This is a genomic window from Alistipes finegoldii DSM 17242 (assembly GCF_000265365.1).
GTDB classification, from domain to species: Bacteria; Bacteroidota; Bacteroidia; order Bacteroidales; family Rikenellaceae; genus Alistipes; species Alistipes finegoldii.
Map to the genome: position 1 here is coordinate 1,216,894 of NC_018011.1, position 16,106 is coordinate 1,232,999.

General features: G+C 60.8%; 13 protein-coding genes. 8 read left to right on the plus strand and 5 right to left on the minus strand.

The features are described from left to right. Positions 1–217: 217 nt before the first annotated feature. Entirely contained in the window at positions 218–1,255 is a 1,038-nt protein-coding gene (gene thiL / locus ALFI_RS05490) for a thiamine-phosphate kinase (RefSeq protein ID WP_014775088.1), read from the minus strand. A 93-nt stretch (positions 1,256–1,348) separates the two neighbouring features. Here thiL and ALFI_RS05495 point away from each other — a divergent pair, with 93 nt between their 5' ends. From ALFI_RS05495 to rplI, 5 genes are all read left to right on the plus strand, one after another. Next, complete coding sequence (locus ALFI_RS05495; protein WP_014775089.1) at positions 1,349–1,921, plus strand: adenylate kinase; 573 nt, start codon at positions 1,349–1,351, stop codon at positions 1,919–1,921. Between the two features lie 667 nt (positions 1,922–2,588). Then, complete coding sequence (locus ALFI_RS05500; protein ID WP_014775091.1) at positions 2,589–3,530, plus strand: hypothetical protein; 942 nt, start codon at positions 2,589–2,591, stop codon at positions 3,528–3,530. Between the two features lie 163 nt (positions 3,531–3,693). Beyond that, positions 3,694–4,038, plus strand: coding sequence for a 30S ribosomal protein S6 (gene rpsF, locus ALFI_RS05505; RefSeq protein ID WP_009596691.1), 345 nt, complete (start codon positions 3,694–3,696; stop codon positions 4,036–4,038). 3 nt (positions 4,039–4,041) lie between these two features. After that, positions 4,042–4,320: a 30S ribosomal protein S18 gene (gene rpsR, locus ALFI_RS05510; protein WP_009596680.1), complete on the plus strand. Its 279-nt coding sequence runs from the start codon at positions 4,042–4,044 to the stop codon at positions 4,318–4,320. 18 nt (positions 4,321–4,338) lie between these two features. Continuing rightward, positions 4,339–4,779, plus strand: coding sequence for a 50S ribosomal protein L9 (gene rplI / locus ALFI_RS05515; RefSeq protein WP_009596674.1), 441 nt, complete (start codon positions 4,339–4,341; stop codon positions 4,777–4,779). Positions 4,780–5,051: 272 nt separating this feature from the next. Here rplI and ALFI_RS05520 read toward each other — a convergent pair whose 3' ends face one another. After that, positions 5,052–5,972, minus strand: coding sequence for a DMT family transporter (locus ALFI_RS05520; RefSeq protein ID WP_009596679.1), 921 nt, complete (start codon positions 5,970–5,972; stop codon positions 5,052–5,054). A 239-nt stretch (positions 5,973–6,211) separates the two neighbouring features. Between ALFI_RS05520 and ALFI_RS05525 the strand changes: the two genes are divergently transcribed. Beyond that, positions 6,212–6,733 carry a YciE/YciF ferroxidase family protein gene (locus tag ALFI_RS05525; RefSeq protein ID WP_009596673.1) on the plus strand — a complete coding sequence of 174 codons (522 nt, stop codon included), beginning with the start codon at positions 6,212–6,214 and terminating at the stop codon, positions 6,731–6,733. Between the two features lie 124 nt (positions 6,734–6,857). Here the strand turns inward: ALFI_RS05525 and ALFI_RS05530 are convergent, their stop codons facing one another. The 3 genes from ALFI_RS05530 to ALFI_RS05540 all read right to left on the minus strand — a co-directional run bounded on the left by ALFI_RS05530 (position 6,858) and on the right by ALFI_RS05540 (position 11,388). Next, the gene (locus ALFI_RS05530) at positions 6,858–7,511 is read right to left on the minus strand and encodes a DKNYY domain-containing protein (RefSeq protein WP_042493345.1); all 654 of its coding nucleotides are present in this window, start codon (positions 7,509–7,511) and stop codon (positions 6,858–6,860) included. Between the two features lie 282 nt (positions 7,512–7,793). Next, complete coding sequence (gene rpsA, locus ALFI_RS05535; RefSeq protein WP_014775093.1) at positions 7,794–9,629, minus strand: 30S ribosomal protein S1; 1,836 nt, start codon at positions 9,627–9,629, stop codon at positions 7,794–7,796. Between the two features lie 334 nt (positions 9,630–9,963). Further along, on the minus strand, positions 9,964–11,388 hold the full coding sequence (locus ALFI_RS05540) for a bifunctional metallophosphatase/5'-nucleotidase (RefSeq protein WP_009596762.1): 1,425 nt from the start codon (positions 11,386–11,388) through the stop codon (positions 9,964–9,966). Positions 11,389–11,458: 70 nt separating this feature from the next. Here ALFI_RS05540 and ALFI_RS05545 point away from each other — a divergent pair, with 70 nt between their 5' ends. Beyond that, positions 11,459–13,129, plus strand: a complete 1,671-nt coding sequence (locus tag ALFI_RS05545) for a nucleoside kinase (protein ID WP_014775094.1) — start codon at positions 11,459–11,461, stop codon at positions 13,127–13,129. 141 nt (positions 13,130–13,270) lie between these two features. Beyond that, the gene (gene gcvP, locus ALFI_RS05550) at positions 13,271–16,096 is read left to right on the plus strand and encodes an aminomethyl-transferring glycine dehydrogenase (protein ID WP_014775095.1); all 2,826 of its coding nucleotides are present in this window, start codon (positions 13,271–13,273) and stop codon (positions 16,094–16,096) included. The last annotated feature ends 10 nt before the right edge of the window (positions 16,097–16,106 follow it).

Sequence of the window (16,106 nt, forward strand, 5' to 3'; positions counted from 1 at the left end):
CCCAAAATTCAAAGCCGCCCGACGAAGGCGGCTTTTTCATTTCATCACCCCACCTAACCTTTCGGCTCACCGCTTCCGGAAACACCCCGCCCCCTCGCCGTAGTCCAGCCGCCACACCGCCGCTGTCCGACATCCCGACATACACCGTCAAAAAGAAGCCGCCCGCACACCTGCGGACGGCCCGTTCTCCAACCCTTTCGGGAAATTCCCGCACGGTTTACTCCTTCTCGGCAAACCCCTGCGCCCGCAGCCGGATATCCGACCCGTCGGGCGTCACCAGATAGGCCCCGGTCGATTCGGGCGTAATGTGGCCGATTACATCGACGCACCCCATCTTCATCACCTGCTCCTGCATCGCCAGCGGCACCGTGAAGAGCAGTTCATGATCCTCCCCGCCGTTCAGGGCCGCCACCACGGGATCGGCGTGCAGCTCCTCGGCCAGCGCATACGTCTGCTTGGCGATCGGAATCCGGTCCAGATAAATCCGCGCCCCGCACTTCGAGGCCTTGCAAATCTGCAGCAGGTCGCTGGCCAGTCCGTCCGACAGGTCGATCATCGACGTCGGAACGATGCCCTCCTCCGCCAACGCATCCACAATGTCCCTGCGCAGACGGGGTTTGAGGTATTTTTCGAGCAGGTACTCATATCCCCCGAACTTCGGTTCGGGATTCTCCACGTCCGCCAACACGCGCTTCTCGCGCTCCAGCAGCCGCAGCCCCATGTAGGCCGCTCCGAGGTTGCCCGAAATGCAGATCAGGTCGTTCTGCTGCGCTCCGCCGCGCGACACGATCCGCTCCTTGGGGGCATGCCCTGCCGCCGTCAGGCTCAGCACCAGCCCCGTCACCGAAGCCTTCGTGTCTCCTCCAACCAGATCGATCCCCTGCTCCCTGCAGGCGAAAGCGATCCCTTCGTAAAGCTCCTGCAACGCCTCGACCGACATCTTGGCCGACACGCCCAGCGAGACCATCAGCTGCGAAGGCCGGGCGTTCATCGCCAGAATATCGCTTCCGGCCACCGTCACGGCCTTGTAACCCAGATGTTTGAGCGGGAAATAGGTCAGGTCGAAATCGACGCCTTCCGTCAGCAGGTCCGTCGAGCAGAGCACGGCTTCGCCCGCAGGAGGCAGCATGACAGCCGCGTCGTCGCCCACGGCCCGCAGCGTCGAGTCGTTCGTCGGTTCGACCCCGCTGGTCAGCAGATCTATCAGGCCGAACTCTCCCAATTCGGCGATTTCGGTACGTCGTTTCTTTTCCATATTATAAATTTTTTTACAAAATTAGGGAATCTTTGCTCTTTCCCAAAAATTTAACGTATTTTTGTCCGGTAAATCCCAAAAACGGTTTCTATAATGATAAACATCGTCTTATTCGGTGCGCCGGGCTGCGGGAAAGGCACGCAGGCGCAACGGCTGAAAGCACACTACGGCATCGAGCACGTCTCGACGGGCGAGGTTATCCGCGACGAGATCCGCCGCGGCACGGAACTCGGACGCAGTATGGAATCCTACATCAAAGCGGGCAAACTGGCCCCCGACGAAATCGTCATCGGCATGATCGCCAACTACGTCGCCGAACACAAGCACGCCAAGGGCTGCATTTTCGACGGTTTTCCCCGCACTACGGTTCAGGCCGAGGAGTTCGACAAAATCCTCGCCGGACACGGTCTTCAGGTCGACATCATGATCGACATCCACGTTCCCGAAGAGGAGCTGATCCAGCGCATCCTGCTCCGCGGCAAGGATTCGGGCCGCGCGGACGACGCCTCTGAGGAGGTCATCCGCGGCCGTCTCGACGTCTACCGCCAGCAGACGGCCGTCGTGTCGGACTACTACGCCGCACAGGGCAAATACGCATCGGTAAACGGCACGGGCACGATGGACGACGTCTTCGCCCGCATCACCGACGTCATCGCTCAACTTTAACCGCAGCGCCCCCCCCAAAAAAAACACAAATCCGGAACGCACGATGCGTTCCGGATTTTTCTTGCCCCCGGTTTTCTCCCGCTCCGCCGCTCTGCCCCTGCTCCGCCGCCCTACCCCCTGCTCCGCCGTCCTACCCCCTGCTCCGCCGTCCTGTCCCTGCTCCGCCGTCCTGTCCCCGCCCCGGCTGACCTCCCGCGCACGGTCCGACATCTCCGCCACGCCCCGTCGCCATGCCCCATCCCGCGCCCCAATCCCCCGTTCCTCGCCCCGCTCCCGCCGTCCACCCTCACACGGCCAATCACCCTTACACGCCCCAGCCCCCACATGCGGCCCTGCCCCGCCCCGGCACAAAAACGCCCCGCCCCGGCACCACGTTTCCTTTTTTTCGTTATATTTGCACTTAAGGCGTTATGGTGACGCCTTATCCCACTTAAATTTTTAATACCATGAAAAAATCCTTACTCTACGCAACGCTCCTCTGCGCAGGATTCTATGCGGCGTCCTGTTCCGACAACGAGGGGGGGGGAAAGAGCCTGACCCCGCACCCGAATATTTTCGGGTAGCCTTCGACGGCCCCGCACTGGCGGCCGAACTCAACACCGACTTCACGGCATTCTGCCGTAAGTATGCCGAATACGTCGCCGATCCCGCCGAAAACGCCTTCTCCATGCGGCCGTCGTCCGCCGCTCCGAGCATGAACATGCCCCAGCCGCCCTCCGTCTTCTACTTGGGCAGCTACCTCAAAACCCCGACCGACAGCATCCTGCTCACCCTCTGCGTCGAAAAGGACGATTACGACAACGTGAAAACGATCACGGCCGCACCCGAAGATCCGGCCAAATCCCTCGACGTCTGGCAATACGGTCTGACCGCCTCCGAAACGCTCCGTCTGGGCGCGTTCCTCGGCACCAAATACAAAAGCCCCTCTTCGTCGGGCGTATTCCAGACCATCGACGACACCCTGAACCACATCGCCCAGCACGGCACCGCCGAAACGCTCGCCTGCACGATCTTCGGCGTCGTTCCACAGGCCGCATACGCCGTCTTCCAACTCGACAACGGGGCCTTCACCGCCCGGCTCATGAACAGCTACCTTAAGCTGGACTATCCCGCAATGCGCCGCTGGCTCGGCGGCGACCACGCCGCCTTCGCTGCGGAGTACTACGTTCTAGGCAACAAGATCAACGCCTTCGGCGACCTCTACGTCTACTTCTACTATGCCAAGGACACCGCCGGCAACACCTTCACCGTCGACGTACACGCCGACAAGAACGGCGAGAAAATCTCCGAAATCGACGTCTACGTCAGCGCCGACCGCAACGACGCCGACAAGCAGCTGGCCATCTGGAAGGAATACGCCCGCGACTACGCGGACAAAGGTCTGGGCGCCTTCAAAGAGGCCTATACGACCGATTCGTGGGGCGACCGGAAGGAGACGTTCGCCGATCTTGCCGCAGCGGTCGCCCATGTCGAATCCAACGGCCGGCCGGGTCCCTTCGACGGCGGCATCATCGTCGTTTTCGAAGCCGACGGCGTCGCCACGAATCTGGTGATGAACCAGCAGTACATCTACCTGCTGATCAAGGACCCGAACTACAACGTCGAATAACCTCACACACAGCCGCAAACCCCTCCGGCAGGCCGTCCCCGGCCCTCCGGAGCGAAATTAACCGGCCGAATGTCAAAAAAAGGGGCGCTTCCTTGCGGAGGTGCCTTTTTTTTCTTACATTTGCACCCGCTGAAAAGCGTAAATTAATTTAATTCCAACAATTATGAACAATTACGAAACCGTTTTCATTGTCACGCCGGTTCTGTCCGATGCTCAGGTTCAGGAGGTTGCTGACAAATTCCAAGGTGTCATCACCGAGAACGGCGGTCAGATTGTGAACAAGGAGTCGTGGGGCCTTCGCAAGCTCGCCTATCCTATTCAGAAGAAGACCACCGGTTTTTACTTCTTGGTAGAGTTCACGGGCGAAGGCATGCTCATCAACACGCTCGAAACGCAGTACCGCCGCGACGAGCGTATCATCCGTTTCTTAACATTCAAGCAGGACAAATTCGCCGTCGAGTATTCGGAGAAGCGTCGTGCAAAACTTTCTAACAAATCGGAGGAGTAAACCATGGCACAGGAGAACAAAGCACAGTCTGAAATCCGTTACCTCAACCCGGTGTCGGTAGACGTCAAGAAAAAGAAATACTGCCGCTTCAAGAAACTCGGCATCAGATACGTGGACTACAAGGACGGAGAATTCTTGAAGAAGTTCCTCAACGAGCAGGGCAAGATCCTTCCCCGCCGCCTGACGGGTACTTCGCAGAAGTTCCAGAAGAAGGTCGCACAGGCCGTGAAGCGTGCGCGTCACCTCGCCATTCTGCCCTTCGTAACCGATTGCATGAAATAATTAAAGGAGGAAGAGACAATGGAAGTTATTCTGATCAAAGATATGGAAAATCTGGGTTACGCCAACGACATCGTGAACGTAAAACCCGGTTACGCGAACAACTACCTGATCCCTCAGGGTTACGCCAAGGCTGCCACGGCATCCGCCAAGAAGGTCCTCGCCGAGAATCTCCGCCAGCGCGCTCACAAGGACGCCAAGATCCTCGCCGACGCTCAGGCGCTCGCCGAGACCATCGCCAACCTGCCGCTGTCGCTGGCCGTGAAGGCCGAGGAGGGCAAACTCTTCGGTACGGTTACCGCCGCCGATCTGGCCGAGGCGCTTGCCGCCAAAGGCATCGAGCTCGACCGCAAGGTGATCGTCGTTGACGCCATCAAGACCGTCGGCGAATACGAGGCTGTCGCCAAACTCCACAAGGAGGTCAAGGCAGTCATCAAATTCTCGGTTACCGCCGCCGAATAATCCGGGGACGGAGGACCTGCCACCGGGTGCGGCGACAATCCCGGCAACGGGGTCCGAGTCCGGCAAGACAGTAAAAAGGAGAGCTTCAGGCTCTCCTTTTTCATTTTCGCCGGCGCTCCTTTTCCATTTCGGGCAGTTCCCGGCTCCGCCCCGGCATTTCGCATCTCTTTCCGCATCCGTCTCTCTACACTCCCCAAATTCCCCTTCACCTTCCACCGAATTTCACTTCGGGCGCCATCCGGAGCCCCGGCCACACCGTAACCGTCTGCGCCCTAATGCGGCGCGGCCGTCGGCGGATCTACATGCCGCGGCGGCACCGAGTAGGAGCGGAGCACCAGCCCCACCCCGACGAAGATCACCAAGGCGAAAATCACCGTGTCGGCGTGCAGTTTGTCGAGTCCCATGCCCACCGAAATGGCGATCGCCAGTACGGGCTGCAAATAGGTGTATATGCTCGACACCGTCGCGGGCACGCTCTTCAGCGCATAGTTGAGCATCAGGTTGGGAAGATAGGTCGGCACCGTCAGCACGAACAGCGTCGGGAAAAGCGCATGCTTCGCAATGGCGGCGTAATCCGTATGAACGATCTCCTTCAGGCCGAAGGGCAGGGCGACGACCGCCGCCACGCAGTAAAGCCACCTCAACACGGTCGTAATCCGGTATTTGGCGATCAGCCGCTTGAACCACACCATGTAGAGCGACGTAACGCAGGCGCAGAGCAGAATCATCACGTTGCCCCAGAGGTGCGAATGCTGGTGCGACGACGACGCGCCCGCCAGCACCACGGCCACGGCACCCGCCATGCCGAGCACCAGCCCCGCGATCTTCAATTTCGTGAAACGGTCCATCCCCAGCAACACCGAGAGCAGCAGCACCAGCAGCGGCACGATGGTGTCGATGATCGAGCCGTCGATGGGCGAAGTCATCGAAAGGCCGTACATGATGAACACCTTGCGCAGCACGCCGATCAGCAGCGCGGCGCCGATCAGCTTGCGCACGTCGGCCTTTGCGACCTTTTCGGCCTTCTGCCACAACAGCGGCACCAGCGAAAAGAGCGCCGTCGCGATCAGCGACCCGGAGACCATCGCCATCGGATGGACGTAACGCGGCAGCACGATGTTGTAAAAAGGGTAGTCCATGGCCCATACGATATTGCAAATCAGCAGGGCGATATGGGGTTTGAATCTGTTCATCCGTTTCGGGGTTTATCCCGCCCAAAAACAAAAACAGTGTCCGTCCTCCCGTCCCGTCTCCTTCGCGGCCATGCCGCCCGCAGCACCGCCCAAAGGCCGTCCGTCGGACGACGCGCCCGCTCCGCACCTCCTCCGAAGTGCTGCGCCGGAGAGGGCTGGCATGGAAGTTGTTTTTTAAAAGACCGATTTTGCTGCAATCGCAGCCCCCTTGCACATTAAAAACTTTAAAACGAAACGTTATGAACACCAAGAAAAACAAAAAAACCGATTCGCCCCACTTCCGTGAATTCTTCCTCGACCAGATCAAAGACGTCTACTGGGCCGAGAAACACCTTTCGTCCGGACTCAAAAAGATGAGAAAGGCCGCCACCAGCCCGAAGCTGGCCGCCGCATTCGAGAAACACATCGAGGAGACCGCAGGCCAGATCGAACGGCTGAAGCGGGTTTTCGAACTGCTGGGCAAAACCCCGCAGGCCAAGAAGTGCGAAGCCATGGAAGGACTTGTCTCCGAGGCCGAAAGCATGATCGAGGACACCCGGAAAGACTCCTATACGCGGGATGCGGGCCTTATTCTGGCCGCCCAGAAAGCCGAACATTACGAGATCGCCTCGTACGGCACGCTGAAAGTCTTCGCCGAGATGATGGGCGAGACCGAAATCGCCCGCGAACTGGGCATGATCCTCAAAGAGGAGGTCTCCACCGACTCGCTGCTCTCGTGTCTGGCCGAAGAGGATGTGAACGAAATGGCCGTGGCCGAATAATGCCCGCCCTCCGGGCCGGAAAGGCCGAACCTCCGACCCGACTATAACGATTTTCCCCTGCCGCAGATCGTCGCGGCAGGGGAAAATCGCTTCCGGGCCCTTTCCCGGTCGCTGCGTCGTGCCGTCACCGCCGCTGCGAAGGGACTTCAAACGTGGCCGGAGACGCGCCGTCGATCTTTTCGCCCCGGTAATAGACGCTCCACGCATCCTTTCCATACCCTTTGCCGATATTTTCGAACGACGAAGCCGAAGCGCCGCCGACTTTGCGGCCCTGAAAAAACACCGTCCACGCATCCTTTCCGTATCCCCCGCCGAGACTGACGAACGAACCGGCCGCAGCCCCTTCCACCTCGCGCTCCCGGTAATAGACCGTCCAGCTGTCTTTGGAATAGCCGCCGCCCAGCGTCCGGGTCATCTTCGCATTCGCACGCTGCCGCTCCCCGTACAGATAGGTATTCCAATTATCCCTGCCGCGTCCCTTTCCCAGACTCTCGAACGACGAAGCCGAAGCGCCCTTTACCTCTTCACCGCAGTAAAACACCTTCCAGTTGTCCTTGCCGTAGCCGTCCCCCAGATCGACGAACGACGAAGCCGAAGCCCCCTCGACCTTCAGCCCCCGGTAATAAACCGTCCAGCTGTCCTTGGAATACCCTTCGGGCCTTCTGTCCCGCCCCGAATGCACGCCGCCGTGCCGGGCAGCGCTCACCTGAGCGAAACACGCATCCCCGCCCGACAGAAGCGCGAAGGCGGACAGCAAAACCACTATCATTTTTTTCATAATACAGCCGTCAGTTAGTTTCTACTATTCAAACCCCAAATATACCCGCTTATTGCGCCGCGCCCAAGAAATCCGCCGAAAAATTCACCCGCCGCCACCGATTCGCAGCCATCGAGAGACTTTCGACCGACGAGAGATGTCCGAACGACGAGAGACTTCCGAACGACCGGAAACCGTCTTCTCACAACCGCCCCCCCCGACAAAAAAAGTCCGCAGGCTCACACCTGCGGACTTTCGCCTATATCGGACGGAACGCAACCGCTCCGCCCTCTCTTCCGGGGATTACTCCTCGGTCTCCTCCTTGGCAGCGGCTTTCTTGGCGTTCTTCGCCTCGGCAGCCTCCATGGCGCTCTTCAGAGCGGCCAGACCTGCGATATCGCCCAGCGTCGTCTTCTCGACCGAAGCGTTGATCTTCTTCACGGTCGATTTGGTCGCGTCGGCAGCGGCACGCTTCTCAGCTTTCTCGGCTGCAACTTCGGCGCGCTTGGCCTCCTCGTACGTACGAACGTGCGAAAGGGTGATACGCTTGGTAGCCTTCGAGAACTCGATCACCTTGAAGTCGAGCTTGTCGCCGGCCTTCGGCGTGGTGCCGTCCTCCTTGGTGAGCTGGCGTGCGGGGCAGAAGCCCTCGATGTTCTCGCCCAGAGCGACAACTGCGCCCTTGTCGGTCATCTCGGTAATCGTACCCTCGTGGATGCTGTCCACCGAGAACTGGTTTTCGAACTCGTTCCACGGGTTCTCCTCCAGCTGCTTGTGGCCCAGCGACAGACGACGGTTCTCCTTGTCGATCTCCAGCACCACGACCTCGATATCCGCGCCTACCGACGTGAATTCGCCGGGGTGCTTCACCTTCTTGGTCCAGCTCAGGTCCGAAATGTGGATCAGGCCGTCGATACCCTCCTCGATCTCTACGAAAATACCGAAGTTGGTGAAGTTGCGAACCTTGGCCGTGCACTTCGTGCCGACGGGATATTTGGTTTCGATATTCTCCCACGGATCGGGCGTAAGCTGCTTGATGCCGAGCGACATCTTGCGCTCCTCACGGTCGAGCGTCAGGATAACGGCCTCGACCTCGTCGCCGACCTTCATGAACTCCTGCGCCGAACGCAGGTGCTGGCTCCACGACATCTCCGACACGTGGATCAGACCCTCCACGCCGGGAGCGATCTCCACGAACGCGCCGTAATCGGCCATCACGACCACGCGGCCCTTGACCTTGTCGCCGACCTTGAGGTTCTGGTCGAGCGCCTCCCACGGATGAGCCGTAAGCTGCTTCAGACCCAGTGCGATACGCTTCTTGGCGTCGTCGAAGTCGAGGATCACGACCTGAATCTTCTGGTCGAGCGCCACGATCTCTTCGGGATGGTTCACGCGGCCCCACGAAAGGTCCGTGATGTGGATCAGACCGTCCACACCGCCCAGATCGACGAATACGCCGTACGAAGTGATGTTCTTGACGGTACCTTCGAGAATCTGGCCCTTTTCGAGTTTCGACATGATGACCTGCTTCTGGGCCTCAAGCTCGGCCTCGATGAGCGCCTTGTGCGAAACGACCACGTTGCGGAACTCCTGATTGATCTTGACGACCTTGAATTCCATGGTCTTGTCCACGTATACGTCGTAGTCGCGGATCGGCTTCACGTCGATCTGCGAACCGGGCAGGAACGCCTCGATGCCGAATACGTCTACGATCATACCGCCCTTGGTGCGGCACTTGATGTAACCCTTGATGATTTCGTCCTTTTCGAGGGCCTCGTTCACACGGTCCCACGACTTGAGCTGACGGGCCTTCTTGTGCGAAAGGGCCAGCTGGCCGTTCTTGTCCTCGGCCGACTCGACATACACTTCGATTTTGTCGCCCACCGCCAGATCGGGGTTGTAACGGAACTCGGAAACGGGGATGACGCCCTCGCTTTTGTAGCCGATGTTCACAAGAACCTCACGCTTGGTTATGCCGGTTACGGTACCTTCCACGACTTCGCCGACATTGACGTTCGAAAGCGTCTTGTCATACGCTTCGGCAATCTCCTCCTTGGGCTGCGAATAGACGCCCAGATCGTTTTCAAATGCGTTCCAGTCGAAATTCTCGTTTGCGACTACAGTTTTCGTTTCTTCCATAACGGAAATACTTTGTGCGATACAATCGCTCGTTAAATGATTAATAATGAAATTCATAGCCCCTCATCCGCGCCTCGTGCGCGCATACGGGGAGTGCAAAGATACTCTTTTCAACTGAAAAAATGAAAGATTGAGCGCAAAAAATCGCTTACCGACAGTTTTTTACACCTTCCGACCGCGGGCACGCCCCGGACGACTCCGCCGCCGCGCCCGCACACTTTCCGGCCGACCGGTCGCGCAGCCGGGACACAGCCGCAAATGCTTTTCCCGCCCGTCGCAGGCCCCGGTCACAAACCACTGTTCCGTCCGGACGCAGGCCGTCCCGTCCGCAGGCCTACTTCCGCCGCACCCGCTGCCGCGGCGTGTTGTCGATCCGGAGCGGAGAGTCCTCCTCCAGCTCTTCGAGCAGAAGCCCGGTCACATCCTCCTCGGTAATCTTGCCGTCGGTGTAATTCAGGTCGTTGTAATTCTTGTAGACGTAATCGCTGACGGCGACCGTGTAGACCTTCCCTTCGCGCAACTTGGGGAACTCCACGTCGAGCGCATTGTCCGCCTGATCGGTAACGATCACATAGGGCGTTGTCGAAATCAGGTCGATGCGGTGCGCCTCCTTGACGTTCACCGGATCGTTGTATTTCGAAACGATCATCCTCCGCATATCCGCCGGCGTCATCTTCATCTCGGCCACCAGCGTCCCGAACGGCTCCAGCCCGTATACGCTGGCCGCGCTCACGCCGCCCGCGGGAATCGAGTCGAGCCGCACGCCCCCGATGTGGTAGAATCCGACCTCGGCGTCGATCCCGTCGGCCACCGCCCCGGCCATCCAGTTCGCCAGCCCCCATTTGTTCGCGGCGTTCCCGAACTCGCCCATCGGTCTGTTCAGCTCCGGATTGGCGTAACAGGCGTCCACCTGCTTCTGGAAAACCGGATCAGGCTCGTAACCGGCCAGCGGCACGAGCCGGAAATCCACGCCGGCGACCTTCCTGCCCTTCATGCGTATCGTCGTGACGCCTATGTTCCGCAGATCCTTCCCCGTCTGCGTGAGCAGCGTGCCGCCGATCAGCGTATCGACCTCCTCGTGCGTGTGCCCGCCGATCACCACGTCGTACTGCGAAGCGCCCCCGGCGAGCAGTTCCCGGTCGCGGTCGTCGCCCATGTGCGAAACGAGCACCAGCACGTCGCACTTCGGGCGCAGCTCGGCGGCGTATTTCAACGCCATCTGCTGCGGATCGGGAAAGGTCAGCCCCGCGAAGCTCGACGCATTGCCCGCCGGATGCCCCGGCCCCTCGTAGTTGGTCACCACGCCGACGAATCCGATGCGGAATCCGCCCTCTTCGAGCACCGTGTAAGGCGGCAGCGGAGGAAAGGAGCAGGTGTCGCTCACTACATTGGCGCACACCACCTCGAAATCCATGCTGTCTATCATCCGGCCCAGAAACGCCTGCCCGTGGTCGAATTCGTGGTTACCGAGCGTCGCCACGTCATACCCCAGCCTGTTCATCAGCGCGATCATCGGCATCCCCGGCGTCGCCGCCCGGTCTACGTAGGCGTTGCCCGTCCAGCGGTCGCCGGCATCGACCAGCACCACCAGCTGCGCCGTGTCGCGGCACGCCTCGACGGCCGCCGCCAGACGCGGGAAGTTCCGGATTTTGGCGTGCATGTCGTTCGTCGACAGCAAAACGAGCGTCCGCTCGCGGGGGGCGCAGGCCGCCGCGAGCGCCGCCGTGACGATCAGAACCGTGCGGAGTATTCTTTCCATAATATCGTTTTTGAGTTTGTCAAAGTTACAAATAATTCATATCTTTACACTTCATTCAGCAGAAAAACTTATGGCAGACAGCATCAAAGTCATATGCGACAACCTCGGAGGTCCGATCCGGGTGGCGATGGGCACCCCGCTCTCCGACGTGGCCGCACAGCTGACGCCGGGACGCTACCCGTTCCTCGCGGCGTTCGTGAACAACCGCATCAAGGAGCTCAACTACAAAATATATACCCCGGTGACGGTCCGCTTCGTGGACATCACCGACTTCGCGGGCATCCGCGTCTACCAGCGCACCTCGTGGTTCATCCTCCAGAAGGCCGCACGCACGCTCTTTCCGGGACATACGCTCCATATCCGCCACTCGATGGGCCAGAGCGGCTTCTACTGCGAGCTCGAAGGGCTCGACGAGTTCACCCACGAACAGGCCGCAGCGCTCGAAGGGCACATGCGCGAAGTGGTGGCGCAGAACCTCCCCATCGAGCGCACCAAGGTGCTCACGAGCGAGCTCCGCGCCATCTACGCCGAACAGGGCTTCGACGACAAGACGGCGCTGCTCGACACCCGTCCGCGGCTCTACAGCGACCTGTACACGCTGGACGGCACGGCCGGCTACTTCTACGGGGCGCTGGCCCCCTCGACGGGCTACATCGACCGCTTCTGCATCGAACCCTACTACAAGGGCTTCTATCTGGCCCTGCCCCTGCGGACGAACCCCGGCGTGCTCAACAAGAACGTCCAGCAGGAGAAGATGTTCGGCATTTTTCAGGAGTACCAGTCATGGGTCCGGATCATGGGCGTCCCCACCGTGGGCGACGTCAATTCGAAGGTGCTCGCGGGCGACGCCGGCGGCATGATAAAACTCGCCGAAGCGTTCCACGAACGCAAATTCGCATGGGTCGCCGACACCATCTACGACGCCAACCTCTCGCGCGGCGTGCGCATCGTGCTTATCTCCGGTCCCTCGTCGAGCGGCAAGACCACCTCGGCCAAGCGGCTGGGCATCCAGCTGGGCGTGCTGGGGCTGAAACCGGTGCTGATCTCGCTCGACGACTACTTCGTGGACCGCGAAAAGACCCCGAAGGACGCCGACGGCGAGTATGACTACGAAGCGCTCGAAGCCATCGACCTCGAACTGTTCAACGACCACCTCCGCCGCCTGATGCGCGGCGAGAGCGTCGATATTCCGCGCTACAACTTCATCACGGGACGCCGCATGCAGCACAACGACCCGCTGACGCTCGACGAGCGTTCGATCCTGATCGTCGAAGGCATCCACGGACTCAATCCCCGTCTCACGCCGGGCGTTCCCGAAGAGCAGAAGTTCCGCATCTACATCTCCTGCTTCACGTCGGTGGCCATGGACAACCTCTCGCGCATCGCCACCACCGACAACCGCCTGCTGCGCCGCCTGACGCGCGACTACCGGCAGCGGGGCGCCGACGCGCTGGCCACGCTCTCGCGCTGGGCCTCGGTCCGCCGCGGCGAGGAGAAGCACATCTTCCCCTATCAGGAGAACGCCGACGTCATGCTCAACTCGTCGCTCTTCTACGAGATTTCGGTCCTGCGCCCCTTCGCCGAGAAAATCCTCCGCGAAGTGCCCGACACGGTGCCCGAATACGACGAAGCGCGCCGCATGCTGAAGTTCCTCGACAACTTCATCCCCATTCCGCCCGACGAGATTCCGCCCACCTCGATCCTGCGCGAATTCATCGGCGGCAGCAGTTTTCAATATTGAGAATCGTCCGCACGCCCCGGCGTCACCCGGACGCAAACCATGCAAGACAATAAACGACCGCCCGGTTCCGACCCGGCCCCGAAACGATAATTCCGCCGCACCGCGGCGCCAAGTCCCCATAACTTCATACAACTAACAGATATGTTCGACAAATTTTCCGAACGCCACATCGGCGTCAGCAACGAAAAGGAGCTCAAAGCCATGCTCGAAACGATCGGCGTCAAGTCGGTCGACGAGCTGATCTCGCAGGTCATTCCGCACTCCATCCGGCTCAAGAAACCGCTCGCGCTGCCCGCGGAGGGCATGAGCGAGTACGAATTCGCAGGCCACATCCGCGCGCTGGCCGAGCGCAACCGCTGCCTGCGGTCGTTCATCGGCATGGGCTACTACCCCTGCGCGGTTCCCGCCGCCGTCACGCGCAACGTCTTCGAGAATCCCGCGTGGTACACCTCCTATACGCCCTATCAGGCCGAGATTTCGCAGGGCCGTCTCGAAGCGCTGCTGAACTTCCAGACCGCCGTGATCTCGCTCACGGGCATGGAGATCGGCAACTGCTCGCTGCTGGACGAGGCCACCGCCGCCGCCGAAGCGATGCTGATGATGTTCGCCCTGCGCTCGCGCGAAGCCGTCAAGGAGGGCCGCAACCAGCTCTTCGTCGACCGCAACATCTTCCCGCAGACGCTCGACGTGCTGCTCACCCGCAGCGAACCCTTCGGCATCGAACTGATCGTCGACGAATACGACGAATACAGCTTCACGGGCAAGGAGTTCGGCGCCATCGTCCAGTATCCGGCCGCCAACGGCGCCGTGCGCGACTACGCGGACTTCACGGCCGCCGCCCACGCCAAGGGCGCGCTGGTCACGGCCGTCGCCGACCTGCTGGCGCTGGCGCTTCTGAAAGCCCCCGGCGAATGGGGCGCCGACATCGCCGTCGGCTCGACCCAGCGTCTGGGCACCCCGATGGGGCTGGGCGGTCCGAGCGCGGGCTACATGACCACGCGCGAAGCCTTCAAGCGCAACATGCCGGGCCGCATCATCGGCGTCTCGGTGGACCGTCTGGGCAACCGGGCGCTGCGCATGGCGCTCCAGATGCGCGAACAGCACATCAAGCGCGAGCGCGCCACGTCGAACATCTGCACCGCCTCGGCGCTGATGGCCTCGATGGTGGGCTTCTACTGCGTCTACAACGGTCCCGAAGGGCTGAAGCGCGCCGCCGACACGGCCCATCTGGCCGCCGCGACGGTTGCCAAGGCGCTCGAAGCGATGGACTACAAACTCGCCGCAACGGCCTATTTCGACACGCTCGAAGTCGCCGCCGAAGCCGCCGTCGTACAGTCGCTGGCGCTCGAAAGCGGCATCAACTTCTTCTACCCGACCGAAGGTTCGGTGCGCATGTCGTTCGACGAAGTCACGACTCCGGAGGAGATCGCCGAGGTCATCCGCATCTTCGCCGCCGCCAAAGGCAAGAAAGCCAAGGCCGTAAAGCCCGTCACCGAAAGCAACGTCCCGGCCGGCCTGCGCCGCCGTTCGGCCTACCTGACCGAACCGGTCTTCAACGCCTACCGTTCGGAAAGCGCCCTGATGCGCTACATCAAACAGCTGGAACTGCGCGACATATCGCTGGCCAACTCGATGATCTCTTTAGGTTCGTGCACCATGAAGCTCAACGCCGCGGCGCTCATGCAGCCCCTTTCGCTGGCCGGCTTCCAGAACATGCACCCCTTCGCCCCGGCGGATCAGGCCGAGGGTTACATGCAGTTGATCACGGAGTTGGAAAACGATCTGGCGACGATCACGGGCTTCGCGGCCTCGTCGCTGCAGCCCAATTCGGGCGCGGCGGGCGAGTACACGGGGCTGATGGTGATCCGCGCCTACCACCAGAGCCGCGGACAGGGCTACCGCAACGTTGTGCTGATCCCGGCATCGGCCCACGGCACCAACCCAGCGTCGGCCGCCATGGCGGGCATGAAGATCGTCACCGTGGCGTGCGACGCCAACGGCAACATCGACGTGGAGGACCTCGAAGTCAAGGCCAAGGAGTACAGTTCGGAGTTGTGCGGCCTGATGGTGACCTATCCCTCGACGCACGGGGTGTTCGAAAGCCGCATCCGCGAAATCGTGGACGCCGTACACGACGCGGGCGGACAGGTCTACATGGACGGCGCCAATATGAACGCACAGGTGGGCCTGACCAATCCGGGCTACATCGGCGCCGACGTCTGCCACCTCAACCTGCACAAGACCTTCGCCATGCCCCACGGCGGCGGCGGTCCGGGCGTGGGTCCGATCTGCGTCGCCGAGCACCTCAAAGCCTTCCTCCCCTCGCATTCGGTTATGGCGACGGGCGGCGACGAAGGCATCACCGCCGTGGCATCGGCTCCTTGGGGCTCCGCACTGCTGCTGCCCATAACCTACGGTTATATCAAGATGCTGGGTGAAGCCGGACTGCGCCGCGCCACGGAAATGGCAATCGTCAACGCCAACTACATGTCCGCCGCGCTCGCATCGGAGTTCAGGACCTACTATTCGGGCGAGACGGGCCGCGTGGGTCACGAGATGATCCTCGACCTGACCAACTTCAAGAAGGACTACAACATCGACTGCGGCGACATCGCCCACCGGCTGATGGACTACGGATTCCATGCCCCGACGCTCTCGTTCCCCGTGCACGAGACGCTGATGGTCGAGCCGACCGAATCGGAGCCGAAAGCCGAAATGGACCGCTTCATCGAAGCCCTCGTGTCGATCAAGCGCGAATGCGAAGCGGCCGTCGGACAGCCCGACAACGTGGTGGTCAATGCGCCCCACACGGCCGTGGAGATCGCGGGCGAGTGGCCGCATCCCTACACCCGTCAGCAGGCGGTCTTCCCGCTCGAATGGGTGCGCCAAGCGAAGTTCTTCCCCTATGTTTCGAAGATCGACGCCGGCTACGGAGACCGCAACCTCTGCTGCAGGAATTGCGAATAAATCGTGAAAG

Excerpts from the sequence above, each read along its gene's own strand:
- thiL (WP_014775088.1), bottom strand. The coding sequence starts at position 1,255 with ATGGAAAAGAAACGACGTACCGAAATCGCCGAATTGGGAGAGTTCGGC.
- ALFI_RS05495 (WP_014775089.1), top strand. The coding sequence starts at position 1,349 with ATGATAAACATCGTCTTATTCGGTGCGCCGGGCTGCGGGAAAGGCACG.
- ALFI_RS05500 (WP_014775091.1), top strand. The coding sequence starts at position 2,589 with ATGCGGCCGTCGTCCGCCGCTCCGAGCATGAACATGCCCCAGCCGCCC.
- rpsF (WP_009596691.1), top strand. The coding sequence starts at position 3,694 with ATGAACAATTACGAAACCGTTTTCATTGTCACGCCGGTTCTGTCCGAT.
- rpsR (WP_009596680.1), top strand. The coding sequence starts at position 4,042 with ATGGCACAGGAGAACAAAGCACAGTCTGAAATCCGTTACCTCAACCCG.
- rplI (WP_009596674.1), top strand. The coding sequence starts at position 4,339 with ATGGAAGTTATTCTGATCAAAGATATGGAAAATCTGGGTTACGCCAAC.
- ALFI_RS05520 (WP_009596679.1), bottom strand. The coding sequence starts at position 5,972 with ATGAACAGATTCAAACCCCATATCGCCCTGCTGATTTGCAATATCGTA.
- ALFI_RS05525 (WP_009596673.1), top strand. The coding sequence starts at position 6,212 with ATGAACACCAAGAAAAACAAAAAAACCGATTCGCCCCACTTCCGTGAA.
- ALFI_RS05530 (WP_042493345.1), bottom strand. The coding sequence starts at position 7,511 with ATGAAAAAAATGATAGTGGTTTTGCTGTCCGCCTTCGCGCTTCTGTCG.
- rpsA (WP_014775093.1), bottom strand. The coding sequence starts at position 9,629 with ATGGAAGAAACGAAAACTGTAGTCGCAAACGAGAATTTCGACTGGAAC.
- ALFI_RS05540 (WP_009596762.1), bottom strand. The coding sequence starts at position 11,388 with ATGGAAAGAATACTCCGCACGGTTCTGATCGTCACGGCGGCGCTCGCG.
- ALFI_RS05545 (WP_014775094.1), top strand. The coding sequence starts at position 11,459 with ATGGCAGACAGCATCAAAGTCATATGCGACAACCTCGGAGGTCCGATC.
- gcvP (WP_014775095.1), top strand. The coding sequence starts at position 13,271 with ATGTTCGACAAATTTTCCGAACGCCACATCGGCGTCAGCAACGAAAAG.